Raw genomic sequence first — 19,052 nt, forward strand, 5'->3', positions numbered from 1 at the left:
GACGTAAGGGAGGATACAATCATGGCAATTGAACAAATGACGATGCCGCAGCTTGGAGAAAGCGTAACAGAGGGGACGATCAGCAAATGGCTTGTCGGCCCCGGTGATAAAGTGAACAAATACGATCCGATCGCGGAAGTCATGACAGATAAGGTAAATGCAGAGGTTCCGTCTTCTTTTACTGGTACAATAACAGAGCTTGTGGGAGAAGAAGGCCAAACCCTGCAAGTCGGAGAAGTGATTTGCAAAATTGAAACAGAAGGCGCGAATCCGGCTGAACAAAAACAAGAACAGCCAGCTGCATCAAAAGCCGCTGAGACGCCTGCTGCAAAAAGTGCCGAAGCCGCTGATCAGCCCAATAAAAAGCGCTACTCGCCAGCTGTACTCCGTTTGGCCGGAGAGCACGGCATTGATCTAGAACAAGTAACAGGAACAGGTGCCGGCGGGCGCATCACCCGAAAAGATATTCAGCGCTTAATTGAAACAGGCGGCGCGCAAGAACAGAAGGCTGAGGAGCCGAAAACAGCAGCTCCTGCACCGAAGTCTGCATCAAAACCTGAGCCAAAAGAAGAGACATCATATCCTGCGTCTGCAGCCGGTGATAAAGAAATTCCTGTCACAGGTGTAAGAAAAGCAATTGCTTCCAATATGAAGCGCAGCAAAACAGAAATTCCGCATGCTTGGACGATGATGGAAGTCGACGTCACAAATATGGTTGCATATCGCAACAGTATAAAAGATTCCTTTAAGAAGACAGAAGGCTTTAATTTAACGTTCTTCGCCTTTTTTGTAAAAGCGGTCGCTCAGGCGTTAAAAGAATTCCCGCAAATGAATAGCATGTGGGCGGGCGACAAAATTATTCAGAAAAAGGATATCAATATTTCAATTGCAGTTGCCACAGAGGATTCTTTATTTGTTCCGGTGATTAAAAACGCTGATGAAAAAACAATTAAAGGCATTGCGAAAGAAATTACCGGTCTTGCCAAAAAAGTAAGAGACGGAAAACTCACTGCAGATGACATGCAGGGAGGCACGTTTACCGTCAACAACACAGGTTCGTTCGGCTCTGTTCAGTCAATGGGCATTATCAACTACCCTCAGGCTGCGATTCTTCAAGTAGAATCCATCGTCAAACGCCCGGTTGTCATGGACAATGGCATGATTGCTGTCAGAGACATGGTTAATCTGTGTCTGTCCTTAGATCACAGAGTGCTTGACGGTCTCGTGTGCGGACGATTCCTCGGACGAGTGAAACAAATTTTAGAATCGATTGACGAGAAGACATCTGTTTACTAAATAAGAAAAAAGAGCATTTTTTGAAGTTTTGTTTCAAAAAATGCTCTTTTTCTATTATTCAGCGATTCGTATTTTCATTTCGACACGATATTCTTCTTGTTTTTTCGGGGAGTAATGAATCGGTATGATTAACTCGTAAACATCACTGACAACTGTTAATTGGCGGTCTGCGATATACTTGATAAGCTTCTGTAAGTTGAGAAAATAATGTTCAGGCGAAAAATTATACGCGATACACGCATACCTCCCTTTAGGGATCGTTGTGATTTCCATATCCGGCGTAATTGATGAAATCTGTTTATTCGTCAATACAGGCGTGAAAATATGACGGTAAGTCATTTCATCAATGCTGGTGTAGGGCTGAAAAGAGAAAGTAGCGCCGTAGCTATTGTTCGTAAATCCATCTGCTGACTCGATAAATTTTTTTAATTTGCTGTAGGAGGCATTGAGCACGTTTTCAGGCCCGATTCCTTCTGCCTCTGTCTGAATGATCCGTATTTCTTCTTCATCTAAAACAAACACCTCACCGAGCGCGGGATATTCCATCTGCCGTTTCATCCGCTTTTTCACCAATGAAATGGTTTGCTCCAGTGCTGATAAAAAGTCTAATTTCTCCCTGATTTGCCTCTCCTGCTCTGTATAAAAAGCAAACAGTTCTTCCATCTCTAAGTCCTGTGCTTTTTTCATCTCCTCTAAAGGTGTGCCGATATATTTCAATGATTTGATCAAATCCAGATGAATGAGCTGAGAATCTGTATAATAGCGGTAGCTGGTATCCGGGTCGACGTAGGCGGGTTTAAATAAATCAATTTTATCGTAATAACGGAGCGCTTTTATCGACACGTTTGCCAGTTTTGATACTTCCCCAATTGAGTAATACGATTCCTTCATGCCATCACTCCTTCTGTCATCAGTATAAAGAAGAAGCGCATTCTTTGCAGTACACAAAGAATACGCTTCTTATCACGTGCTGGCTTTAAGATGTGCAGGCGCTTTCCAAGCAATGGTCAGTGCAATCCCTATGGCTAAGGTGACCGTTGCAAAGTAGAAAGGATAGTTTACATCAATATCGAACAGCATTCCGCCGATAATAGGCCCGAATACATTGCCGATACTTGTAAACATTGAATTCATACCGCCGGCAAACCCCTGTTCATTTCCCGCAATCTTTGACAGGTAAGTCGTTACCGCAGGCCGCATGAGATCAAATCCGACAAATACGGTGACTGTAACCAGCAGAATCGCAACATATGAATGGACTGTTGTCAGCAAGAATACCAGACTCGTCGAGAGAATTAAGCTGTACCGAATTAAATGGATTTCGCCAAACCATCTTGTGAAGCGGTCGAATAAGACGACTTGCGTAATGGCGCCAACAATCGCTCCTCCTGTAATCATAATGGCAATGTCGCTGGCCGTAAATCCGAATTTATGATCCACGAATAATGCAAATAAAGATTCAAATGATGCTAAACCAAAAGACGAAATCAAGATAATGAGAAAAGCAATGAAATACATGGGGGCAAAAATCCGTTTAAAGCCTGTCTTCTGCCCTTTTATTTCCTGATTTTCAGGGTTTCGTTCCGGCTCGCGCAGCGTGAGGATTGATAAAATGGCTGCTAACAGTGCAAAAGCTGCCGCAAAGAAAAAAGGCAGCCGGGAATGGACTTCTGCTAAAAATCCCCCGATGCCGGGGCCGATAATAAATCCTGTTGAAATAGCGGCTGACATATAACCGAGTGCTTTCGGCCGTGTTTTAATGGTCGTGATATCTGCGATAAAAGCCGTGACCCCGGGCATAATGAAGGCAGCGCTGATACCGCCCAGCATACGGGAGATAAATAACATCTCAACTGTTTTTCCAATGCCGAACAAAAACTCCGACACACTAAAGAACAACAGGCCGATTACGATCATGATCTTGCGCCCGAAGCGATCAACCCATCGTCCGGCTATTGGTGAGACAATGAGCTGTGTAATAGCGAAGCAGGCAACCATATAGCCGACCGCGGTCCCCGATAAATGCAATTCATTCATAATGGTCGGCGTTACTGGAATCACAAGCCCGATCCCCAAAAAAGCAATAAATAAATTGGTTAATAATATCGTTAAGGTAATATTTTTCTTCTCCATATGACTTCCCCTTTTTCAAGTGTGTATCCCTTATACTGTAAGACCTCCTCCTAGGGGAGAGTCAACGGATTTGCAAAATCTTTCTAAAGCCTTATGACAGTTATTCATTTGCGGGAATAAGCATGTCGATATGCTGCGGCAGGACCTGAATGACTGCGGGTGTATGTGTATAAACTTCTCCATCCATATCCGCCTTTTTGGCAGTGTCTGTTTCAATCTCGATACGGGAAGCCTGGACATAGGACAACTCTCCGGTAAAACGATCAATTGAACCCTGTTCCATGCTCATCAGCTCCCGCAGCGCGGTGAGGTTGGTATTGCGGCATATGAGAACATCAAGTAAGCCGTCTTCAATACTGGCATCGGGCAGAGGAATTCGATTAGTTCCAATGTATTGGCCATTCATCACAAGCAGCATAACGGCTTCTTCTTTAATTTCTTCTCCATCAATTTTTAATGTCATCGGAAACGATGCAGCGGATGAGACGGTTCGCAAGGCACTTGTAAAATAGCTGATTTTTCCCAATAATGCTTTTTCCGTTTCGTTGATTTGATTCGACGTTTCTGCAATTAAGCCGATCCCCCAGAAATTCAAAAAATAACGGTCATTCATCTGACATACGTCTACGCTGGTTTTTTTTCCTGACATAAGTGCTTCCGCGGCCTTTGCAAGATTTTGAGGGATGCCAAGCACTCTTGAAAAGTCATTGCACGTGCCTCCGGGCAAAATTCCGACCGCGGGTTTTCTTTCTAGAGCGCTGATAGCATTTATGCATTGATGGATCGTGCCGTCGCCGCCGAGAATGAAGACGGTGTCGACAGAATCATCAATGGATCGGCAAAAATGATACGCATCATCCTTTTTCTTTGTCTGTTTAATAATCACCTCATCTAAATGGTGAGATAAAACCGGCACGACAGCACCAAGTGCTTTTTCTATATTTTTGTTGCCGGCATTTCCGTTATGAATCAGTAACGCTTTCCGGTGGCTCATATACAACTGCTCCTTTATTTTACTTCTGGTTATATAATCCCCTTTTTTTGTAAGCAGTAAACGAAGAGCAAAAAAAGTGCATGGCGAAGCAAAGTCATTTGCCGATATGGACGTTTCCTTGCTATCATAAGAACAGATGATGAAAAAGGAGAGGTCTTCATTGAATATGGACTTTAATTTATTTATGAATGATATTGTCCGCCAAGCGAGACAGGAAATTACAGCTGCTGGATACACTGAGCTGAAAACAGCTGAAGAGGTGGATGAGGCACTTACGAAAAAAGGAACGACGCTTGTCATGGTAAACTCTGTTTGCGGATGCGCCGGAGGAATTGCAAGACCGGCAGCCTACCATTCCGTTCACTATGATAAAAGACCTGATCAGCTCGTCACCGTTTTTGCCGGACAGGATAAAGAAGCGACAGCGCGTGCGCGTGACTATTTTGAAGGTTATCCGCCATCTTCTCCGTCCTTTGCGATTTTGAAAGACGGAAAGATCATGAAAATGGTAGAGCGTCATGAAATTGAAGGCCATGAGCCGATGGCCGTAGTGGCAAAGCTGCAGGAAGCCTTTGAAGAATATTGTGAAGAAGTATAAGACGAACAACCCGGATGCCCAAGCGGCCCGGGTTTTTTTGTGCATAAATTTCCAAGAGTATATGAATAAATATTAAGGGATTATTCAATCGGATTGTACAGTGATTTTATTTTTATCTAGTAATATCAAAAAGAGATCACTGGAAAGATAAGCTTGAAGATAATTTTTAAAAATAGTATTGCATAAAAATAAGAAACTGTTTAAAATACAAATTAACGAATAAATATTCAAATACACCAAAAGTAATGAATACGGGGGAAATGGATCATGAAAAAATGGCTCTTATTACTTGTAGCTGCTTGCATCACCTTTGCATTAACTGCGTGCGGCTCAAGCAATTCAGGTTCAGAAAGCGGAAAGAAAAAATTAATTATGGGTACTTCGGCGGATTACAAACCGTTTGAATATAAAGAAGGCGATAATATTGTCGGCTTTGATGTAGAGCTGGCAAAAGCTCTGGCAAAGAAGGCAGGCTATGAAATTGAAGTGCAGGATATGGACTTCAACAGCTTAATTACAGCGCTTAAATCAAAACAGGTGGATCTCGTTCTGTCAGGAATGACACCAACGCCTGAGCGTAAAAAACAAGTTGATTTTTCAGATGTGTATTACACAGCGAACCATATGATTGTCAGCAAAAAAGACAGCGGCATTCAATCTTTGAAAGACCTGAAAGGAAAAACAGTTGGCGTTCAGCTTGGCTCTATTCAGGAAGAGAAGGGGAAAGAGCTTTCTCCGGAATATGGTTTTAAAACAGAAGACCGCAACAGAATTTCTGATTTGGTGCAGGAAATCAAATCTGACCGCTTTGATGCCGCGATTATTGAAGACATTGTTGCAGAAGGGTATTTCAAATCAAATGATGACCTGCAAGGCTTTGTGATTCCTGATGCGAAAGCGGAAGAAGCCGGTTCAGCAATTGCTTTCAGAAAGGACAGTGAACTGACAGACAAATTCAATAAAGCGCTCAAGGAAATGGAAGATAACGGAGAGCTTGAGAAATTGAAGAAAAAATGGTTCACTGGCGAGAAGTAAAAAAAGCGGCTCAACTTTTTCGTTGAGCCTTTTTATTGAATAGGAAACTTTTTTCCTGTAAGAAAAGGAGACAAAGGCTATGAATTTGGATTTTTCAGCAACGATCCCCCAAATTCCTTTTATATTAGAAGGCTTGGCAATTACATTAAAAATTGTTGTTGTATCTGCTATTATCGGACTTATACTCGGTATTGTGCTAAGCTTATGCAAGATCAGCACATTCCGCCCGTTTATCTGGATCGCTGATTTTTATACATCAGTGTTCCGAGGCACGCCTTTAGTGCTGCAGCTTATGATTGTCTATTTTGGCCTTCCTCAGCTGCTCGGATTTCAAATTGACCAGTTTTGGGCTGCGGTTGTCGCATTGTCTTTGAATTCCGCCGCTTATGTATCGGAAATTATTAGAGCCGGAATCAATGCCATTGATAAAGGGCAAAAAGAAGCTGCTGTTGCACTCGGTGTCCCGTATGGAAAAATGATGAAGGATCTGCTGCTGCCGCAGGCCTTCAAAAATATATCACCTGCAATTGTGAATGAATTAATTACGTTAACAAAAGAATCGGCGATCGTTACCGTCATCGGGCTTGGTGATGTCATGAGACGCGCATATCAAGCTGGCGCCGCCACTTACAATTACCTTGAGCCGCTCATTATCGCGGGATTGATTTATTATGTGCTTGTCCTGATTTTAACGTTTATCGGCAAGGCTGTAGAAAGGAAGCTGAAATCCAATGATTAAGGTTGAAAAGCTGTCAAAATCATTTGGGAAACACGAAGTATTAAAAAACATTTCAACAACAATCGCTGAGGGTGAGGTTGTTGCCGTGATCGGTCCTTCAGGCTCAGGCAAATCAACGTTCTTACGCTGTTTAAACCTGTTGGAAAAGCCTAACGGCGGAACCATTACAATAAAAGACACAGAGATTACGAAGCCAAAAACCAACACATTAAAGGTCCGGGAAAACATCGGGATGGTTTTTCAGCATTTTCATCTCTTTCCGCACAAAACGGTTCTCGAAAACATCATGTACGCGCCTGTCAATGTAAAAAAAGAAACAAAACAGGCTGCACAGGAGAAAGCTGAGGACCTGCTCCGCAAAGTCGGTTTGTTTGAAAAGCGAAATGACTATCCAAACCGTTTGTCTGGCGGACAAAAACAGCGTGTCGCGATTGCCAGGGCTCTTGCGATGAATCCGGACATCATGCTGTTTGACGAGCCGACCTCCGCCCTTGATCCAGAGATGGTCAAAGAAGTGCTACAGGTGATGAAAGAGCTGGTCGAAACCGGCATGACCATGGTGATTGTCACACATGAAATGGGCTTCGCAAAAGAAGTGGCAGACCGCGTGCTGTTTATGGACCAAGGAATGATTGTCGAAGACGGCAATCCGAAGGAATTTTTTATGTCGCCAAAATCCAAAAGAGCGCAGGACTTTTTAGAGAAAATATTATAGAATATAAAAAAGAAGAAGGCTGGCCGCCTCTTCTTTTTTATTGAAGAAACAAATAGAAATGGAGTCCGACATGTTTAAAATTGGTTATCGCACAATAAAGACCGCGCTAGGAACAGCTTTGGCTATTTATATAAGCCAGTTATTGCATTTGCAAAACTTCGCATCAGCAGGAATCATCACCATTTTGTGCATACAAATCACACAAAAACGGTCGCTTCAGGCCTCATGGGCCCGCTTTGCGGCATGTTGTCTGGCAATTGTTTTTTCTTATCTCTTTTTCGAGCTTATTGGCTACCACCCGTTTGTGATCGGAGCGCTTCTTTTGATATTCATTCCGATAACGGTTCTGTTAAAAATTAACGAGGGTATCGTCACCAGTTCCGTTATTATCCTTCATTTATACATGTCCGGCGGCATTACGCTTGCTTTCATCTGGAATGAAGTTCAGCTGATTACGGTTGGCATCGGCGTCGCTCTATTGATGAACTTGTATATGCCTAGTCTTGACCGGAAACTGATTGCCTACCGCAAAAAGATAGAGGATAACTTTGCTGTCATTTTTGCAGAAATCGAACGGTATTTGTTAACTGGTGAGCAAGATTGGTCAGGAAAAGAAATTCCGGAAACGCACCAGCTCATTACGGAGGCTAAAAACCTGGCATATCGAGATGTGCAAAACCACATTTTGCGTTATGAAAATCTGCATTATCATTATTTTAAAATGAGAGAAAAGCAATTTGAAATTATCGAACGCCTTCTCCCTAAAGTGACATCGATCTCCATTACGGTAGATCAGGGAAAAATGATCGCTGAATTTATTCATGATTTGCGGGAGGCGATACACCCTGGGAATACAGCGTACAAATTTCTGAAAAGACTTGCTGACATGAGAAAAGAATTTGAGGAGATGCCGCTTCCGGCGACTAGAGAGGAATTTGAAGCGAGGGCCGCTCTCTTCCATCTTCTCGGCGAAATGGAACAATATTTAGTGATTAAAAGTTATTTTAAAGGAATAAAAGCGCAAAAATCACTCGGATGATTCGCATGAGCTCTTCCTTCATTGGTCAACCTAATGAAAAAGGAGGAGCTTATGCGTTTTTTCTTATGTTCGATTTTTATGATGATTTCACCGATTTGGCCGCTCGGCGAAAATCCGCTGCCGGGTGATCCGTATATTATTGTCAACAAGCGAACAAATGAACTTGCTGTTATCCTCGACAACAGAGTAGAAGGCGTGTATAGTGTGGCGACTGGAAAAACAGATGATTTGACGCCTGAAGGAGAGTTTTCGGTAACGGTAAAAGCGGAAAATCCTTACTACAGAAAGAAAAATATTGAAGGGGGATCTCCTGACAACCCGCTTGGGGCCAGATGGATCGGATTTGACGCGAAAGGAACGGACGGGCGGATTTATGGAATTCATGGGACAAACCGAGAGGAATCAGTAGGGAAATTTGTGTCTAACGGCTGTATACGTATGCATAACGATGAGGTCGTTCATTTGTTTCAAACGATACCAGTAGGAACGAGAGTGCTGATCACGGACGACAACCGCTCTTTTGAGGAGATTGCCATCGAGCATAAAGCTCTGATAAAAAAGCAGGATATTCCCATTGAATAAGGCGCCTGCTTTTTTATCGTTATAAAAACATGACGATTCCTGAGAGTACAGTTGAAAGAATAAAAACTCCCAAAATCACGATCAAAACGCTTTTCATCAGTTTTTGAGACATGATTTTCACTCCTTAAACAATCTGTCTATATTTTAGCGTGTTTTGAATGGGTGGACAAGCGATATCTATTAGCGAAAGCAGGGATGCAAATGAACAGGCTTGACCATATCGGGATAGCCGTTTTTTCGATAAAAGATGCTAGAAGCTTTTATGAAAATGTATTGGGGCTTGCATTTCTTCATCAAGAAACGGTTGAAGAACAAAAGGTGAATGTTGCTTTTTTTCAAGCTGGTAGCGTCAAACTTGAGCTGATAGAGCCGTTGACAGCTGACAGCCCCGTCCGTTTATTTTTGGAGAAGAAAGGGCAGGGACTGCATCATATTGCGTTTTTGTGCAACGGCCTATCTGAACAGCTTCAAGCATTGTCTGACCGGCATGTTCAATTGATTGACAGGTTTCCAAGACAGGGGGCGAACGGGAAAAAGATCGCGTTTATTTCCCCTCGGGAAACAAACGGTGTTCTTGTAGAGCTTTGTGAACCGAAAGGAGATCAACACAATGAGCATGAATGAGCACATGGATCATTTATACACGAAACGCAAGCAGGCAGAAGAAGGCGGAGGACAGGAAAAGCTGGCTCAGCAGCGGCAAAAGGGCAAGCTCACTGCTCGGGAAAGGATCATATTTCTTCTAGATCAGGACAGCTTTATCGAATTACATCCCTTCATGGAAAGTCAAGTGTTAACAAGAGAACAGCGCATGTTAGGGGATGGGGTCGTGACAGGGTACGGCACAATTGACGGCCGCTCAGTTTATGTATTTGCGCAAGACTTCACAGTGTTCGGAGGGGCGCTTGGCGAAACCCATGCCAGGAAAATCTGCGCTTTGATGGATCTGGCAGCAAAAAATAAGGCGCCGATTATCGGGCTGAATGACTCAGGTGGTGCGAGAATTCAAGAGGGTGTGGTATCATTAGATGGATACGGTCACATATTTTACCGAAACGTCTTATATTCCGGAGTCATTCCGCAAATATCGGTTATTTTAGGGCCGTGCGCTGGAGGCGCTGTATATTCTCCGGCACTCACAGATTTTATATTTATGGCTGAACAGACCGGCCGGATGTTTATTACCGGCCCGAAGGTGATTGAAAAAGTGACAGGGGAACAGGTTGATGCGGAGAGCTTAGGCGGAGCGGGGATACATAATGCCGTCAGCGGAAACGCCCACTTTTCCGGACATACGGAGAAGGAGGTTCTGACAGGGGTGAGAAAACTGCTGTCTTATTTGCCGCTGAATGGCCGGACAACAGAGCCGAAGCCAGCGAAAGAGGCGTCCAGACCATTATTAAACCATCTTGTCCCTGCTGATACGACAAAGCCTTATGATGTTCGGAAGGTGATCAGGGAGCTGGCCGACCCGCAGTCTTTTTTTGAGATTCAGCCATTTTTTGCGAAGAACATTGTCATTGGGTTTGCAAGGCTGGGTGAAAAAACAATCGGCATCGTGGCGAGCCAGCCGAAGCATCTGGCGGGAAGCTTGACGATTGACGCTGCTGATAAAGCAGCAAGGTTCATCCGTTTTTGTGACGCATTTGATATCCCGCTATTGACTGTCGAAGATGTCCCGGGGTTTCTGCCGGGTATTCAGCAAGAGCACAATGGAATCATCAGGCATGGAGCAAAATTATTGTTTGCTTATGCTGAAGCGACTGTCCCAAAAGTCACACTCATCATTAGAAAAGCGTACGGCGGCGCCTATGTGGCCATGAACAGCAAAGCGATCGGAGCGGACCTTGTGTTTGCATGGCCGAATGCTGAAATCGCAGTGATGGGTCTAGAAGGTGCGGCATCGATTTTGTATGAAAAGGAAATCAAAGCTTCAGCTGACCCGCAAAAGACGAAACGCGAAAAAACAGCTGAATACAAAAAGCAAAACGCCGGCCCATACAAAGCGGCCGCTTGTGGAATGGTCGATGACATCATTTTGCCGGAAGAATCAAGGGGAAAACTGATTCAAGCTTTTCATATGCTTGCACATAAGACAGAAGAGAGACCGAAAAAAAAGCACGGTAACATACCGCTTTAATATGGAGGGACTTACAAATGGTGAATGAAAAACGCCTGCTGGAAGAATTTTTAGAACTTGTCCAAATTGACTCAGAAACAAAGCACGAAGCTGAAATCTGCAAAGTGCTGAAACGAAAATTTTCTGATTTAGGTGTGGACGTTAAAGAAGACGATACAATGGATATCACGGGCCACGGAGCCGGTAACCTGATTTGCACGCTAAAAGGGACAAAACAAACAGATACGATCTATTTTACATCTCATATGGACACAGTTGTACCCGGAAACGGCGTAAAACCAGTTGTAGAGAACGGTTACGTCAAAACTGACGGCACGACGATTTTAGGCGCTGATGATAAAGCGGGATTGGCTGCAATGTTTGAGGCGATTAAGGTGCTGAAAGAAGAAAACATTGAACACGGCACGATTGAATTCATCATCACAGTAGGGGAAGAATCGGGTCTGATCGGAGCGAAGGCTCTTGACCGTTCTATGATCACTGCATCCTACGGCTATGCCCTTGATTCAGACGGAAAAGTTGGAAATATCATTGTGGCCGCGCCGACACAGGCGAAGGTAAGAGCGGCAATTTTCGGGAAAACCGCTCACGCCGGGGTTGAACCTGAAAAAGGCATTTCAGCGATTACAATCGCTAGCAAAGCCATTTCAAAAATGCCATTGGGCCGTATCGATGAAGAAACAACAGCTAATATCGGCCGGTTTGAAGGCGGCACACAAACAAACATTGTGTGCGACGAAGTTCATATTCTTGCTGAAGCGCGCTCTTTAGTTCCTGAGAAAATGGAAGCTCAGGTTCAAAAAATGAAAGCTGCTTTTGAAGAGGCAGCTGCTGATATGGGCGGACGCGCAGAAGTCGAAATTGAGGTTATGTATCCGGGCTTTAAATATCAAGACGGCGACCAAGTTGTTGAAATCGCGAAAAAAGCGGCTGCTAAAATCGGACGTCCAAGCGAGCTGCAAACGAGCGGCGGCGGAAGCGACGCGAACGTAATCGCTGGTCATGGCATCCCGACGGTCAATCTTGCTGTCGGTTATGAGCAAATTCATACAAAAAATGAAAAAATGCCGATCGAAGAGCTCGTTAAAACGGCAGAAATGGTTGTTGCCATTATTGAAGAGGCGGCAAAATAAAAAAAGAAAACCCGAGTGCGATTTCCCGCATCGGGTTTTTTTAGCTCCATTTCCTAAGCGGCCAAAATAACACATCCTGTTTTTTAGCGTAATGAAGCAAGGGGTCTGACTCCGGCAATGTAATGCCGTGAGCATCAGTCACCGTATTGACTGAAATTTCTGCTTCGGCGTTTTGCAGCAGCCACGGATGATGATGGATGTCTTCGTAATAGAGTTTGCTTTGATTGGTAGTATAGAGTCTATACCGTTCTGTCAGCCAGTAATCGAGCGAATCCTTTTCTGCTGTAAAAGGCGCTGAAATGGGCCGGTATGCGGCGTGGAATGCTGCTTCTTTGTCATCTTTCCGCTTGCTGACATAGTCAATGGCATCACCGTCTTTTTCGGCTTTCATATCCGCGTAAAAATAAGGCAGATGAAAGAATGTGCGAGCGCCAAGGACCGCCAGACGATGATCGGCATCTAAGCTAAAAAAATAAATGCCGGGCTTACCTTTATACGTGACATAGGTGCGGAGGTTAAGCTCAGGAAATGCACGCGCACCGGGAATGGCAGGAAGATAACGCGCCCTCAGGTTCGTGAGCATAAAGGGAAGCATGCTGATCCAAGCTTGCCCGTTATATGTATCTAATTCTAAAACGGACGGTACCAAAGCGCGAAGGATAGAAACATCAACAGGCCAGTGAGCAAATAAGACATCATTCCAGGTTTGTCTCATGATCCAGATTCCTTCAGGTACAGAAATGTTTTTTTGCTGAAAGTGTTCCGTCAACGTATATGCTCCTTTCGTTTGGAGATGAGTAAAGGTATTCCCTATTTCCTTCTTTTTAAACGATACGGCTATTTTTTGGATGGCCATTTCTGCTTCAGCCATGATAAACAAGACTGTTTGGCGCGGTATGCTTTGCAAGTAACAAAAAACAACCCCGGCTTTTCGCACGGGGTTGCTTTTTTATTTCACCGACTCAGTAAGAGCGGCTGTTTTTTTACTTTTATGATGCGTCATCTGAAGGACGATGTTTTGCACTGTTAAAAACAGTCCGCTTGTAAACCAGTACAGCGGAAGGGCTGCCGGAACATTAAGCGAGAAAATCGTCATCATCACAGGGAAGATGAACACCATCAATTTTGCGGATTGCTGTGCCGCTGGGTTTTGCGGGACAGCGGAATATTTCGCGCTCAGTTTTTGAGCGATATAGGCCTGGATAAAGTACATTGCTCCCGCACTAAGAGACACGAGAATATCTGATTGTCCTAAACTGAACCATAAAAACGAGTGTGACGCAATTTCAGGTGTAGAGCGAATCGCGTAATAAAACCCAATCACAATAGGAAACTGAATCAGCATTGGGAGGCATCCCATAGCAAGCGGATTGATGTTGTTCTCTTGATACAGCTTCATCATTTCCATTTGCAGTTCTTTTTGTTTTTCAGGGTCCTTCGTTTTTTTCAATTTGGCCTGAATGCTGTCAACCTGAGGTTTAATAACGGCCATTTTCTCTTGGAACACGCGCTGTTTTTTGAACTGATTAACAAACAAAGGCAGTACAACCATACGCACAATAATGGTTACGAGGATAATAGAGAGTCCGTATTCTCCGTGAAACACCCCGGCAACACCCTTAAGCAGAGCGGAAAACGGTTCGATTAAATAATCGTGGAAAAACCCTACGTTGCTGAGGCCTCCCACCTGATTCGTCGCTGCAAATGCAGCATTGCCCGAGCATAATACGATCAAAAAGATACCCATAGCCAAAAGTTTTTGATATGTTTTTAACAATTTTGTTCTCCTCCTTTTTATAAATGCGGTTTATAAAAGAAGAGAACCGGCGTCTTCCTCATCGTTCACAGGCGAATTCATGCGGAAGACTTTACGTATCCAAGTTGTAATGCGATGATATATAATAATAAGAAAGTCTGTTCGGTTAATGTGAAAGACCGTCTGATGTTCATCTGTTCGTTTTGATTTCCATTGCTCGCCCGCACGGCACTCCCGTAAGAGGAATGCAATCCCGATTGCCGTTAGAGCAGGAAGAATAATTGTGAAAAAATCGACTAAGAATAAAACGTCATTTATCGATTCCACAAACATTGCAATCACATCCATTCAATACTTTCATTTTACTATATGTACAAGCCGTTGTCTAATGAACGAAAAGGAGATTTATGTATGTCGGGAAAGGGCCGAATTATTTTCCATATTGATATGAATAGCTTTTACGCATCGGTGGAAATGGCATATGATCCGGCCCTTCGGGGGAAGCCGGTCGCAGTTGCCGGAAACGTAAAGGAGCGAAAGGGCATCGTGGTGACATGCAGCTACGAGGCTAGAGCGCGCGGCGTCAAAACAACGATGCCGGTTTGGCAAGCGAAGCGCCATTGTCCTGAGCTCATCGTTCTTCCGCCGAACTTTGACCGCTATAGAAACTCTTCACGAGCGATGTTTACCATTCTTCGTGAATATACTGACCTGGTGGAGCCTGTCTCCATCGACGAAGGCTATATGGACATGACCGATACACCATACAGCAGCCGGGCTCTGGAGACGGCAAAAGAAATCCAAAGCAGATTGCAAAAAGAGCTGCTGCTTCCGTCAAGCATAGGAATCGCGCCGAATAAATTTCTCGCTAAGATGGCGTCTGATATGAAAAAACCGCTTGGAATCACGATTTTAAGAAAGAGGCAAGTGCCCGACATCCTTTGGCCGCTTCCTGTTGGAGAGATGCACGGAGTTGGCAATAAGACAGCGGAAAAACTGAAAGGACTCGGCATTCATACAATCGGAGAGCTAGCTGCAGCTGATGAACACTCGCTGAAGCGCCTGCTTGGCATCAACGGTCCGCGCCTTAAAAATAAAGCAAACGGCGTTCACCATGCGCCAGTTGACCCGGAGCGCATTTACGAATTTAAAAGCGTCGGCAACTCATCGACACTTTCCCATGATTCCAGTGATGAAGAAGAGCTGTTAGGCGTTTTTAGAAAGCTTGCCGCTTCTGTGAGTGACCGTTTACAGCGCAAGGAAGTCATGGCTTCGAAGCTTTTTATTATGATTAGATATGCGGATTGGAAAACCATCACAAGAAGCACTACGCTGAGAAACCCGATCGATCAAAAAAATGACATTTTGAAAGAAGCGGAGCACCTCTTTTTTAAACATTGGAATAAAAATCCTGTCAGGCTGCTTGGCATTACCGGAACGGATTTAGTAGAAAAAGAGCAGGCCTATAAACAGCTCGATTTGTTCAGCTTTAATGAAGATGCGAAGGATGAGCCCATTCAGCAGATGATGGAAAAGCTGAATGAAAAGTATGGATCCAAACTGATCAGAAAAGGGGCAAAGGTAAAAAAAGAGGAGAGCAAAACAAAGGGAACAAGCTTTAATAAAGATTTTTTTCAAGATGAAAAGAAAAGCTGAATCGCTTGAAAAAAAGGGTGAATGTATGGTAATTTCTTTATTATAAATATCATTTTATTTTAATTTAAATTTTAAAATGATTAAACGTTTGCAGAAGGGACGTTAGAATATGTCAAAACAACAAATCGGCGTTATCGGACTTGCGGTCATGGGTAAAAATCTGGCTTTAAATATCGAAAGCCGGGGATTTTCTGTTTCTGTTTACAACAGATCAAGCAGTAAAACTGAGGAGTTTTTACAGGAGGCAAAAGGAAAAAATGTTGTTGGCACTTACAGCATTGAAGAATTTGTCCAATCCTTGGAAACACCACGCAAAATCTTATTAATGGTTAAAGCGGGAACTGCAACAGATGCGACAATTCAATCTCTTCTTCCTCATCTAGAGAAGGATGATATTTTAATTGACGGCGGTAATACATACTATAAAGATACACAGCGCCGTAACAAAGAACTCGCTGAAAGCGGCATTCATTTTATCGGAACAGGCGTTTCCGGCGGAGAAGAAGGGGCGCTTAAAGGACCTTCTATCATGCCTGGCGGACAAAAAGAAGCACATGAGCTTGTAAAACCGATTCTTGAAGCCATTTCTGCAAAAGTTGACGGAGAACCTTGTACGACATATATCGGTCCGGACGGCGCCGGCCATTACGTAAAAATGGTGCACAACGGAATTGAATACGGAGATATGCAGCTGATCTCTGAATCATATTTCATTCTGAAACAGGTGCTGGGCCTTTCTGCTGATGAGCTTCACGAAGTTTTCGCTGAATGGAATAAAGGTGAGCTTGACAGCTACTTGATTGAGATTACAGCTGACATCTTTACGAAAAAAGACGAAGAAACAGGCAAACCGCTTGTTGATGTGATTCTTGATAAAGCAGGCCAAAAAGGAACAGGAAAATGGACAAGCCAAAGCGCACTTGACTTAGGTGTTCCGCTTCCGATTATTACTGAATCTGTATTCGCGCGCTTTATCTCAGCTATGAAGGAAGAGCGTGTGAAAGCGAGCGGCCTTCTTTCAGGACCAGAAGTGAAGCCTGTTACAGAACATAAAGAAGAGCTGATTGAAGCGGTCAGAAAAGCGTTGTTCATGAGTAAAATCTGCTCGTACGCGCAAGGATTTGCCCAAATGAAAGCTGCTTCTGAAGAATACAACTGGGATCTGAAATATGGTGAAATCGCTATGATCTTCCGCGGTGGCTGCATCATTCGCGCGGCATTCCTTCAGAAGATCAAAGAAGCTTACGATCGCGAGCCTGAGCTTGACAACCTGCTTCTTGACAGCTATTTCAAGAATATTGTAGAAAGCTACCAAGGAGCGCTTCGCCAAGTGATTTCACTTGCAGTTGCCCAAGGTGTGCCGGTGCCATCATTCTCAAGCGCATTAGCCTACTATGACAGCTACCGCACAGCCGTACTGCCTGCAAACTTAATCCAAGCACAGCGCGACTACTTTGGCGCTCATACGTATGAGCGTACTGACAAAGAAGGCATCTTCCATACTGAATGGATGAAGTAATCAATAGAAACCCCCGAAGCTCTTAAGCTTTGGGGGTTTTGTTATTAAAGAGATTGTTCAGCGTAAAAAAGCCGAAAATGCTTGTAAACATTTTCGGCTTTTTTCTTCTTATTATATATTCCACCAGTGTAAGCCGTCTTTCGCCAAAAGATCATCAGATTCTTTCGGTCCCATGGAGCCTGATTCGTAGTTAGGAGATAAGGTTTTGTTTGCTGCCCATGTTTCAGAAATAGAGTCGACAAAGCTCCAAGAAAGGGCAACTTCATCCCAGTGTGCAAAGTTTGTTGCATCGCCAAGAAGACAGTCGTGAATTAGTTTTTCATATGCTTCAGGGGTGTTCAACTCGTCATTGCAATTGCTGCAATAATCGAGTTTGATTGGCTGTGCGTGTGCTGCTCCGCCAAGCTTTTTAGCATTTAAGTAAAGCGTAATGCCTTCGTCAGGCTGGATATGAATGACAAGCAAGTTCGGATTCATGTTGTTTTCATTACCGTAGTACAGATTCATCGGAATGTCCTTAAATTGAACGACAATTTTTGTGGACTTTTCTTTCATTCGTTTTCCGGTTCTGATGTAGAATGGAACACCAGCCCATCTGAAGTTGTCGATCAAGAGCTTGCCTGCAACAAAGGTTTCTGTATTGGAGTCAGGAGCGACATTATCTTCATCTGTATAAGCAGGAACCGGTACACCGTCAATTTCACCAGCTTGATATTGTCCGCGCACAAAGTATTCATCCACTTCGTCTTTTGCAATAGGACGCAGTGCTCTCAGCACCTTCACTTTTTCGCTGCGGATTTCTTCTGTGTTCAATTTGATAGGCGGCTCCATTGCAAGAAGGGCAACCATCTGCATAATATGGTTTTGCACCATGTCGCGAAGGGCGCCTGATTTTTCGTAATATCTTGCGCGGTCTTCAACGCCTAGTGATTCGCTAGATGTGATTTGAATGTTTGAAATGTAGCGGTTTGTCCAAAGCGGTTCGAAAATCGCATTGGCAAATCGAATCACTTCAATGTTCTGAACCATTTGTTTGCCTAGATAATGGTCGATTCTGTAAATTTGATCTTCCGTAAATGCTTCGCGGATTTCTTTATTCAATGCCTGTGCGCTTGGCAGATCATGGCCGAACGGTTTTTCGATGACAAGGCGGGACCAGCCGGTTGTAGCTGTTACACCCTCTGATTTTAATGTTTTTGCAATCGTTCCGAAGAATTCAGGAGCCATTGCCAAGTAGAACATTCTGTTGTTAGGAATTTGATATGTATCTTCCAGCTGGTTAAGCAATACGTTTAGCTCTTGATAAGAACCAGGGTTTGTCACGTCAAACGGGTGATAGTAAAAATGAGACGTGAAATCATCTATATGCTTATCTGCAGATGAGGAAATGGATGTTTTAACAGTTTGGCGAAGATCCTCATTAGACCAAGGTCTTCTTCCAACTCCTACCACTGCAAACTCTTCTCCGATTTGTCCGTTTTGATATAAACGGTGAATAGACGGATACAATTTTCGTTTTGCTAAATCTCCAGTTGCACCGAATATGACAATTACTGCTTTTGGTTGTTGGTTTGTTTTCACTAAAAGTACCTCACTTTATTCGAAGCTTTATTTTAGTACACCCCGTATATTTCCTTCATTTTAAATCTAAAATTCAACGAAAGCAAACATTTAAGCCCTTTTTTAAGCAGAATGCTGAAAAAATGTTTCTAGCACG

Annotated in this window: 20 protein-coding genes; 12 read left to right on the forward strand and 8 right to left on the reverse strand. The window is 43.6% G+C overall.

Translation table 11 applies throughout. The features are described 5' to 3' along the window. Positions 1-21: 21 nt before the first annotated feature. Positions 22-1,296 (forward strand): branched-chain alpha-keto dehydrogenase complex dihydrolipoyllysine-residue (2-methylpropanoyl)transferase, encoded by a 1,275-nt coding sequence (bfmBB, locus tag FB592_RS14385; RefSeq protein WP_103803308.1) that lies wholly within the window; start codon positions 22-24, stop codon positions 1,294-1,296. Between the two features lie 54 nt (positions 1,297-1,350). Here bfmBB and bmrR read toward each other — a convergent pair whose 3' ends face one another. From bmrR to FB592_RS14400, 3 genes are all read right to left on the reverse strand, one after another. Further along, positions 1,351-2,187, reverse strand: coding sequence for a multidrug efflux transcriptional regulator BmrR (gene bmrR / locus FB592_RS14390; protein WP_003230325.1), 837 nt, complete (start codon positions 2,185-2,187; stop codon positions 1,351-1,353). A 72-nt stretch (positions 2,188-2,259) separates the two neighbouring features. Next, positions 2,260-3,429, reverse strand: a complete 1,170-nt coding sequence (bmr, locus tag FB592_RS14395; RefSeq protein ID WP_003230328.1) for a multidrug efflux MFS transporter Bmr — start codon at positions 3,427-3,429, stop codon at positions 2,260-2,262. 100 nt (positions 3,430-3,529) lie between these two features. Beyond that, complete coding sequence (locus FB592_RS14400) at positions 3,530-4,423, reverse strand: diacylglycerol kinase family lipid kinase (protein WP_103803309.1); 894 nt, start codon at positions 4,421-4,423, stop codon at positions 3,530-3,532. Between the two features lie 160 nt (positions 4,424-4,583). Between FB592_RS14400 and brxB the strand changes: the two genes are divergently transcribed. From brxB to FB592_RS14430, 6 genes are all read left to right on the forward strand, one after another. Next, positions 4,584-5,021, forward strand: a complete 438-nt coding sequence (brxB, locus tag FB592_RS14405; protein WP_003226477.1) for a bacilliredoxin BrxB — start codon at positions 4,584-4,586, stop codon at positions 5,019-5,021. A gap of 267 nt (positions 5,022-5,288) precedes the next feature. Then, complete coding sequence (gene artP, locus FB592_RS14410; RefSeq protein WP_004398706.1) at positions 5,289-6,056, forward strand: arginine ABC transporter substrate-binding protein ArtP; 768 nt, start codon at positions 5,289-5,291, stop codon at positions 6,054-6,056. Between the two features lie 79 nt (positions 6,057-6,135). Next, complete coding sequence (gene artQ, locus FB592_RS14415; protein WP_003230340.1) at positions 6,136-6,795, forward strand: arginine ABC transporter permease ArtQ; 660 nt, start codon at positions 6,136-6,138, stop codon at positions 6,793-6,795. After that, positions 6,788-7,510 carry an arginine ABC transporter ATP-binding protein ArtM gene (gene artM / locus FB592_RS14420; protein WP_003230342.1) on the forward strand — a complete coding sequence of 241 codons (723 nt, stop codon included), beginning with the start codon at positions 6,788-6,790 and terminating at the stop codon, positions 7,508-7,510. Before artQ ends, artM begins: the two co-directional genes overlap by 8 nt. Before the next feature lie 70 nt (positions 7,511-7,580). Next, complete coding sequence (locus FB592_RS14425; RefSeq protein WP_014480207.1) at positions 7,581-8,549, forward strand: aromatic acid exporter family protein; 969 nt, start codon at positions 7,581-7,583, stop codon at positions 8,547-8,549. Positions 8,550-8,600: 51 nt separating this feature from the next. Then, positions 8,601-9,131: a L,D-transpeptidase gene (locus FB592_RS14430; RefSeq protein WP_032726102.1), complete on the forward strand. Its 531-nt coding sequence runs from the start codon at positions 8,601-8,603 to the stop codon at positions 9,129-9,131. 19 nt (positions 9,132-9,150) lie between these two features. On the opposite strand, the gene prli42 is transcribed toward FB592_RS14430, so the two are convergent. Then, complete coding sequence (prli42, locus tag FB592_RS20950; RefSeq protein ID WP_003226489.1) at positions 9,151-9,243, reverse strand: stressosome-associated protein Prli42; 93 nt, start codon at positions 9,241-9,243, stop codon at positions 9,151-9,153. Positions 9,244-9,332: 89 nt separating this feature from the next. Here prli42 and mce point away from each other — a divergent pair, with 89 nt between their 5' ends. Genes mce through FB592_RS14445 form a run of 3 tightly spaced genes read left to right on the forward strand, consistent with a single transcriptional unit; the run spans position 9,333 to position 12,404 of the window. After that, positions 9,333-9,755, forward strand: coding sequence for a methylmalonyl-CoA epimerase (mce, locus tag FB592_RS14435; RefSeq protein WP_017696450.1), 423 nt, complete (start codon positions 9,333-9,335; stop codon positions 9,753-9,755). Next, a complete protein-coding gene (locus FB592_RS14440) occupies positions 9,748-11,271 on the forward strand; it encodes an acyl-CoA carboxylase subunit beta (protein WP_103803323.1) in 1,524 nt (507 codons plus the stop codon). Before mce ends, FB592_RS14440 begins: the two co-directional genes overlap by 8 nt. Before the next feature lie 17 nt (positions 11,272-11,288). Next, positions 11,289-12,404, forward strand: a complete 1,116-nt coding sequence (locus FB592_RS14445; RefSeq protein ID WP_003230352.1) for a tripeptidase T — start codon at positions 11,289-11,291, stop codon at positions 12,402-12,404. A gap of 40 nt (positions 12,405-12,444) precedes the next feature. On the opposite strand, the gene FB592_RS14450 is transcribed toward FB592_RS14445, so the two are convergent. From FB592_RS14450 to mifM, 3 genes are all read right to left on the reverse strand, one after another. Continuing rightward, the gene (locus FB592_RS14450) at positions 12,445-13,173 is read right to left on the reverse strand and encodes a YqjF family protein (RefSeq protein WP_041850194.1); all 729 of its coding nucleotides are present in this window, start codon (positions 13,171-13,173) and stop codon (positions 12,445-12,447) included. 180 nt (positions 13,174-13,353) lie between these two features. Beyond that, a complete protein-coding gene (locus FB592_RS14455) occupies positions 13,354-14,181 on the reverse strand; it encodes a membrane protein insertase YidC (RefSeq protein ID WP_041849997.1) in 828 nt (275 codons plus the stop codon). 30 nt (positions 14,182-14,211) lie between these two features. Beyond that, the gene (gene mifM, locus FB592_RS14460; protein WP_080332543.1) at positions 14,212-14,499 is read right to left on the reverse strand and encodes a membrane protein insertion/folding monitor MifM; all 288 of its coding nucleotides are present in this window, start codon (positions 14,497-14,499) and stop codon (positions 14,212-14,214) included. Between the two features lie 72 nt (positions 14,500-14,571). Here mifM and FB592_RS14465 point away from each other — a divergent pair, with 72 nt between their 5' ends. Together FB592_RS14465 and gndA are read left to right on the forward strand one after the other, a co-directional pair. Further along, positions 14,572-15,816, forward strand: coding sequence for a DNA polymerase IV (locus FB592_RS14465; protein WP_021479979.1), 1,245 nt, complete (start codon positions 14,572-14,574; stop codon positions 15,814-15,816). A gap of 109 nt (positions 15,817-15,925) precedes the next feature. Next, entirely contained in the window at positions 15,926-17,335 is a 1,410-nt protein-coding gene (gene gndA, locus FB592_RS14470) for an NADP-dependent phosphogluconate dehydrogenase (protein ID WP_041849996.1), read from the forward strand. A 111-nt stretch (positions 17,336-17,446) separates the two neighbouring features. Here the strand turns inward: gndA and zwf are convergent, their stop codons facing one another. Continuing rightward, complete coding sequence (gene zwf / locus FB592_RS14475) at positions 17,447-18,916, reverse strand: glucose-6-phosphate dehydrogenase (RefSeq protein ID WP_014114310.1); 1,470 nt, start codon at positions 18,914-18,916, stop codon at positions 17,447-17,449. Positions 18,917-19,052: the final 136 nt, after the last annotated feature.

Source organism: Bacillus sp. SJZ110 (genome assembly GCF_006715455.1).
Taxonomy (GTDB): domain Bacteria; phylum Bacillota; class Bacilli; order Bacillales; family Bacillaceae; genus Bacillus; species Bacillus subtilis.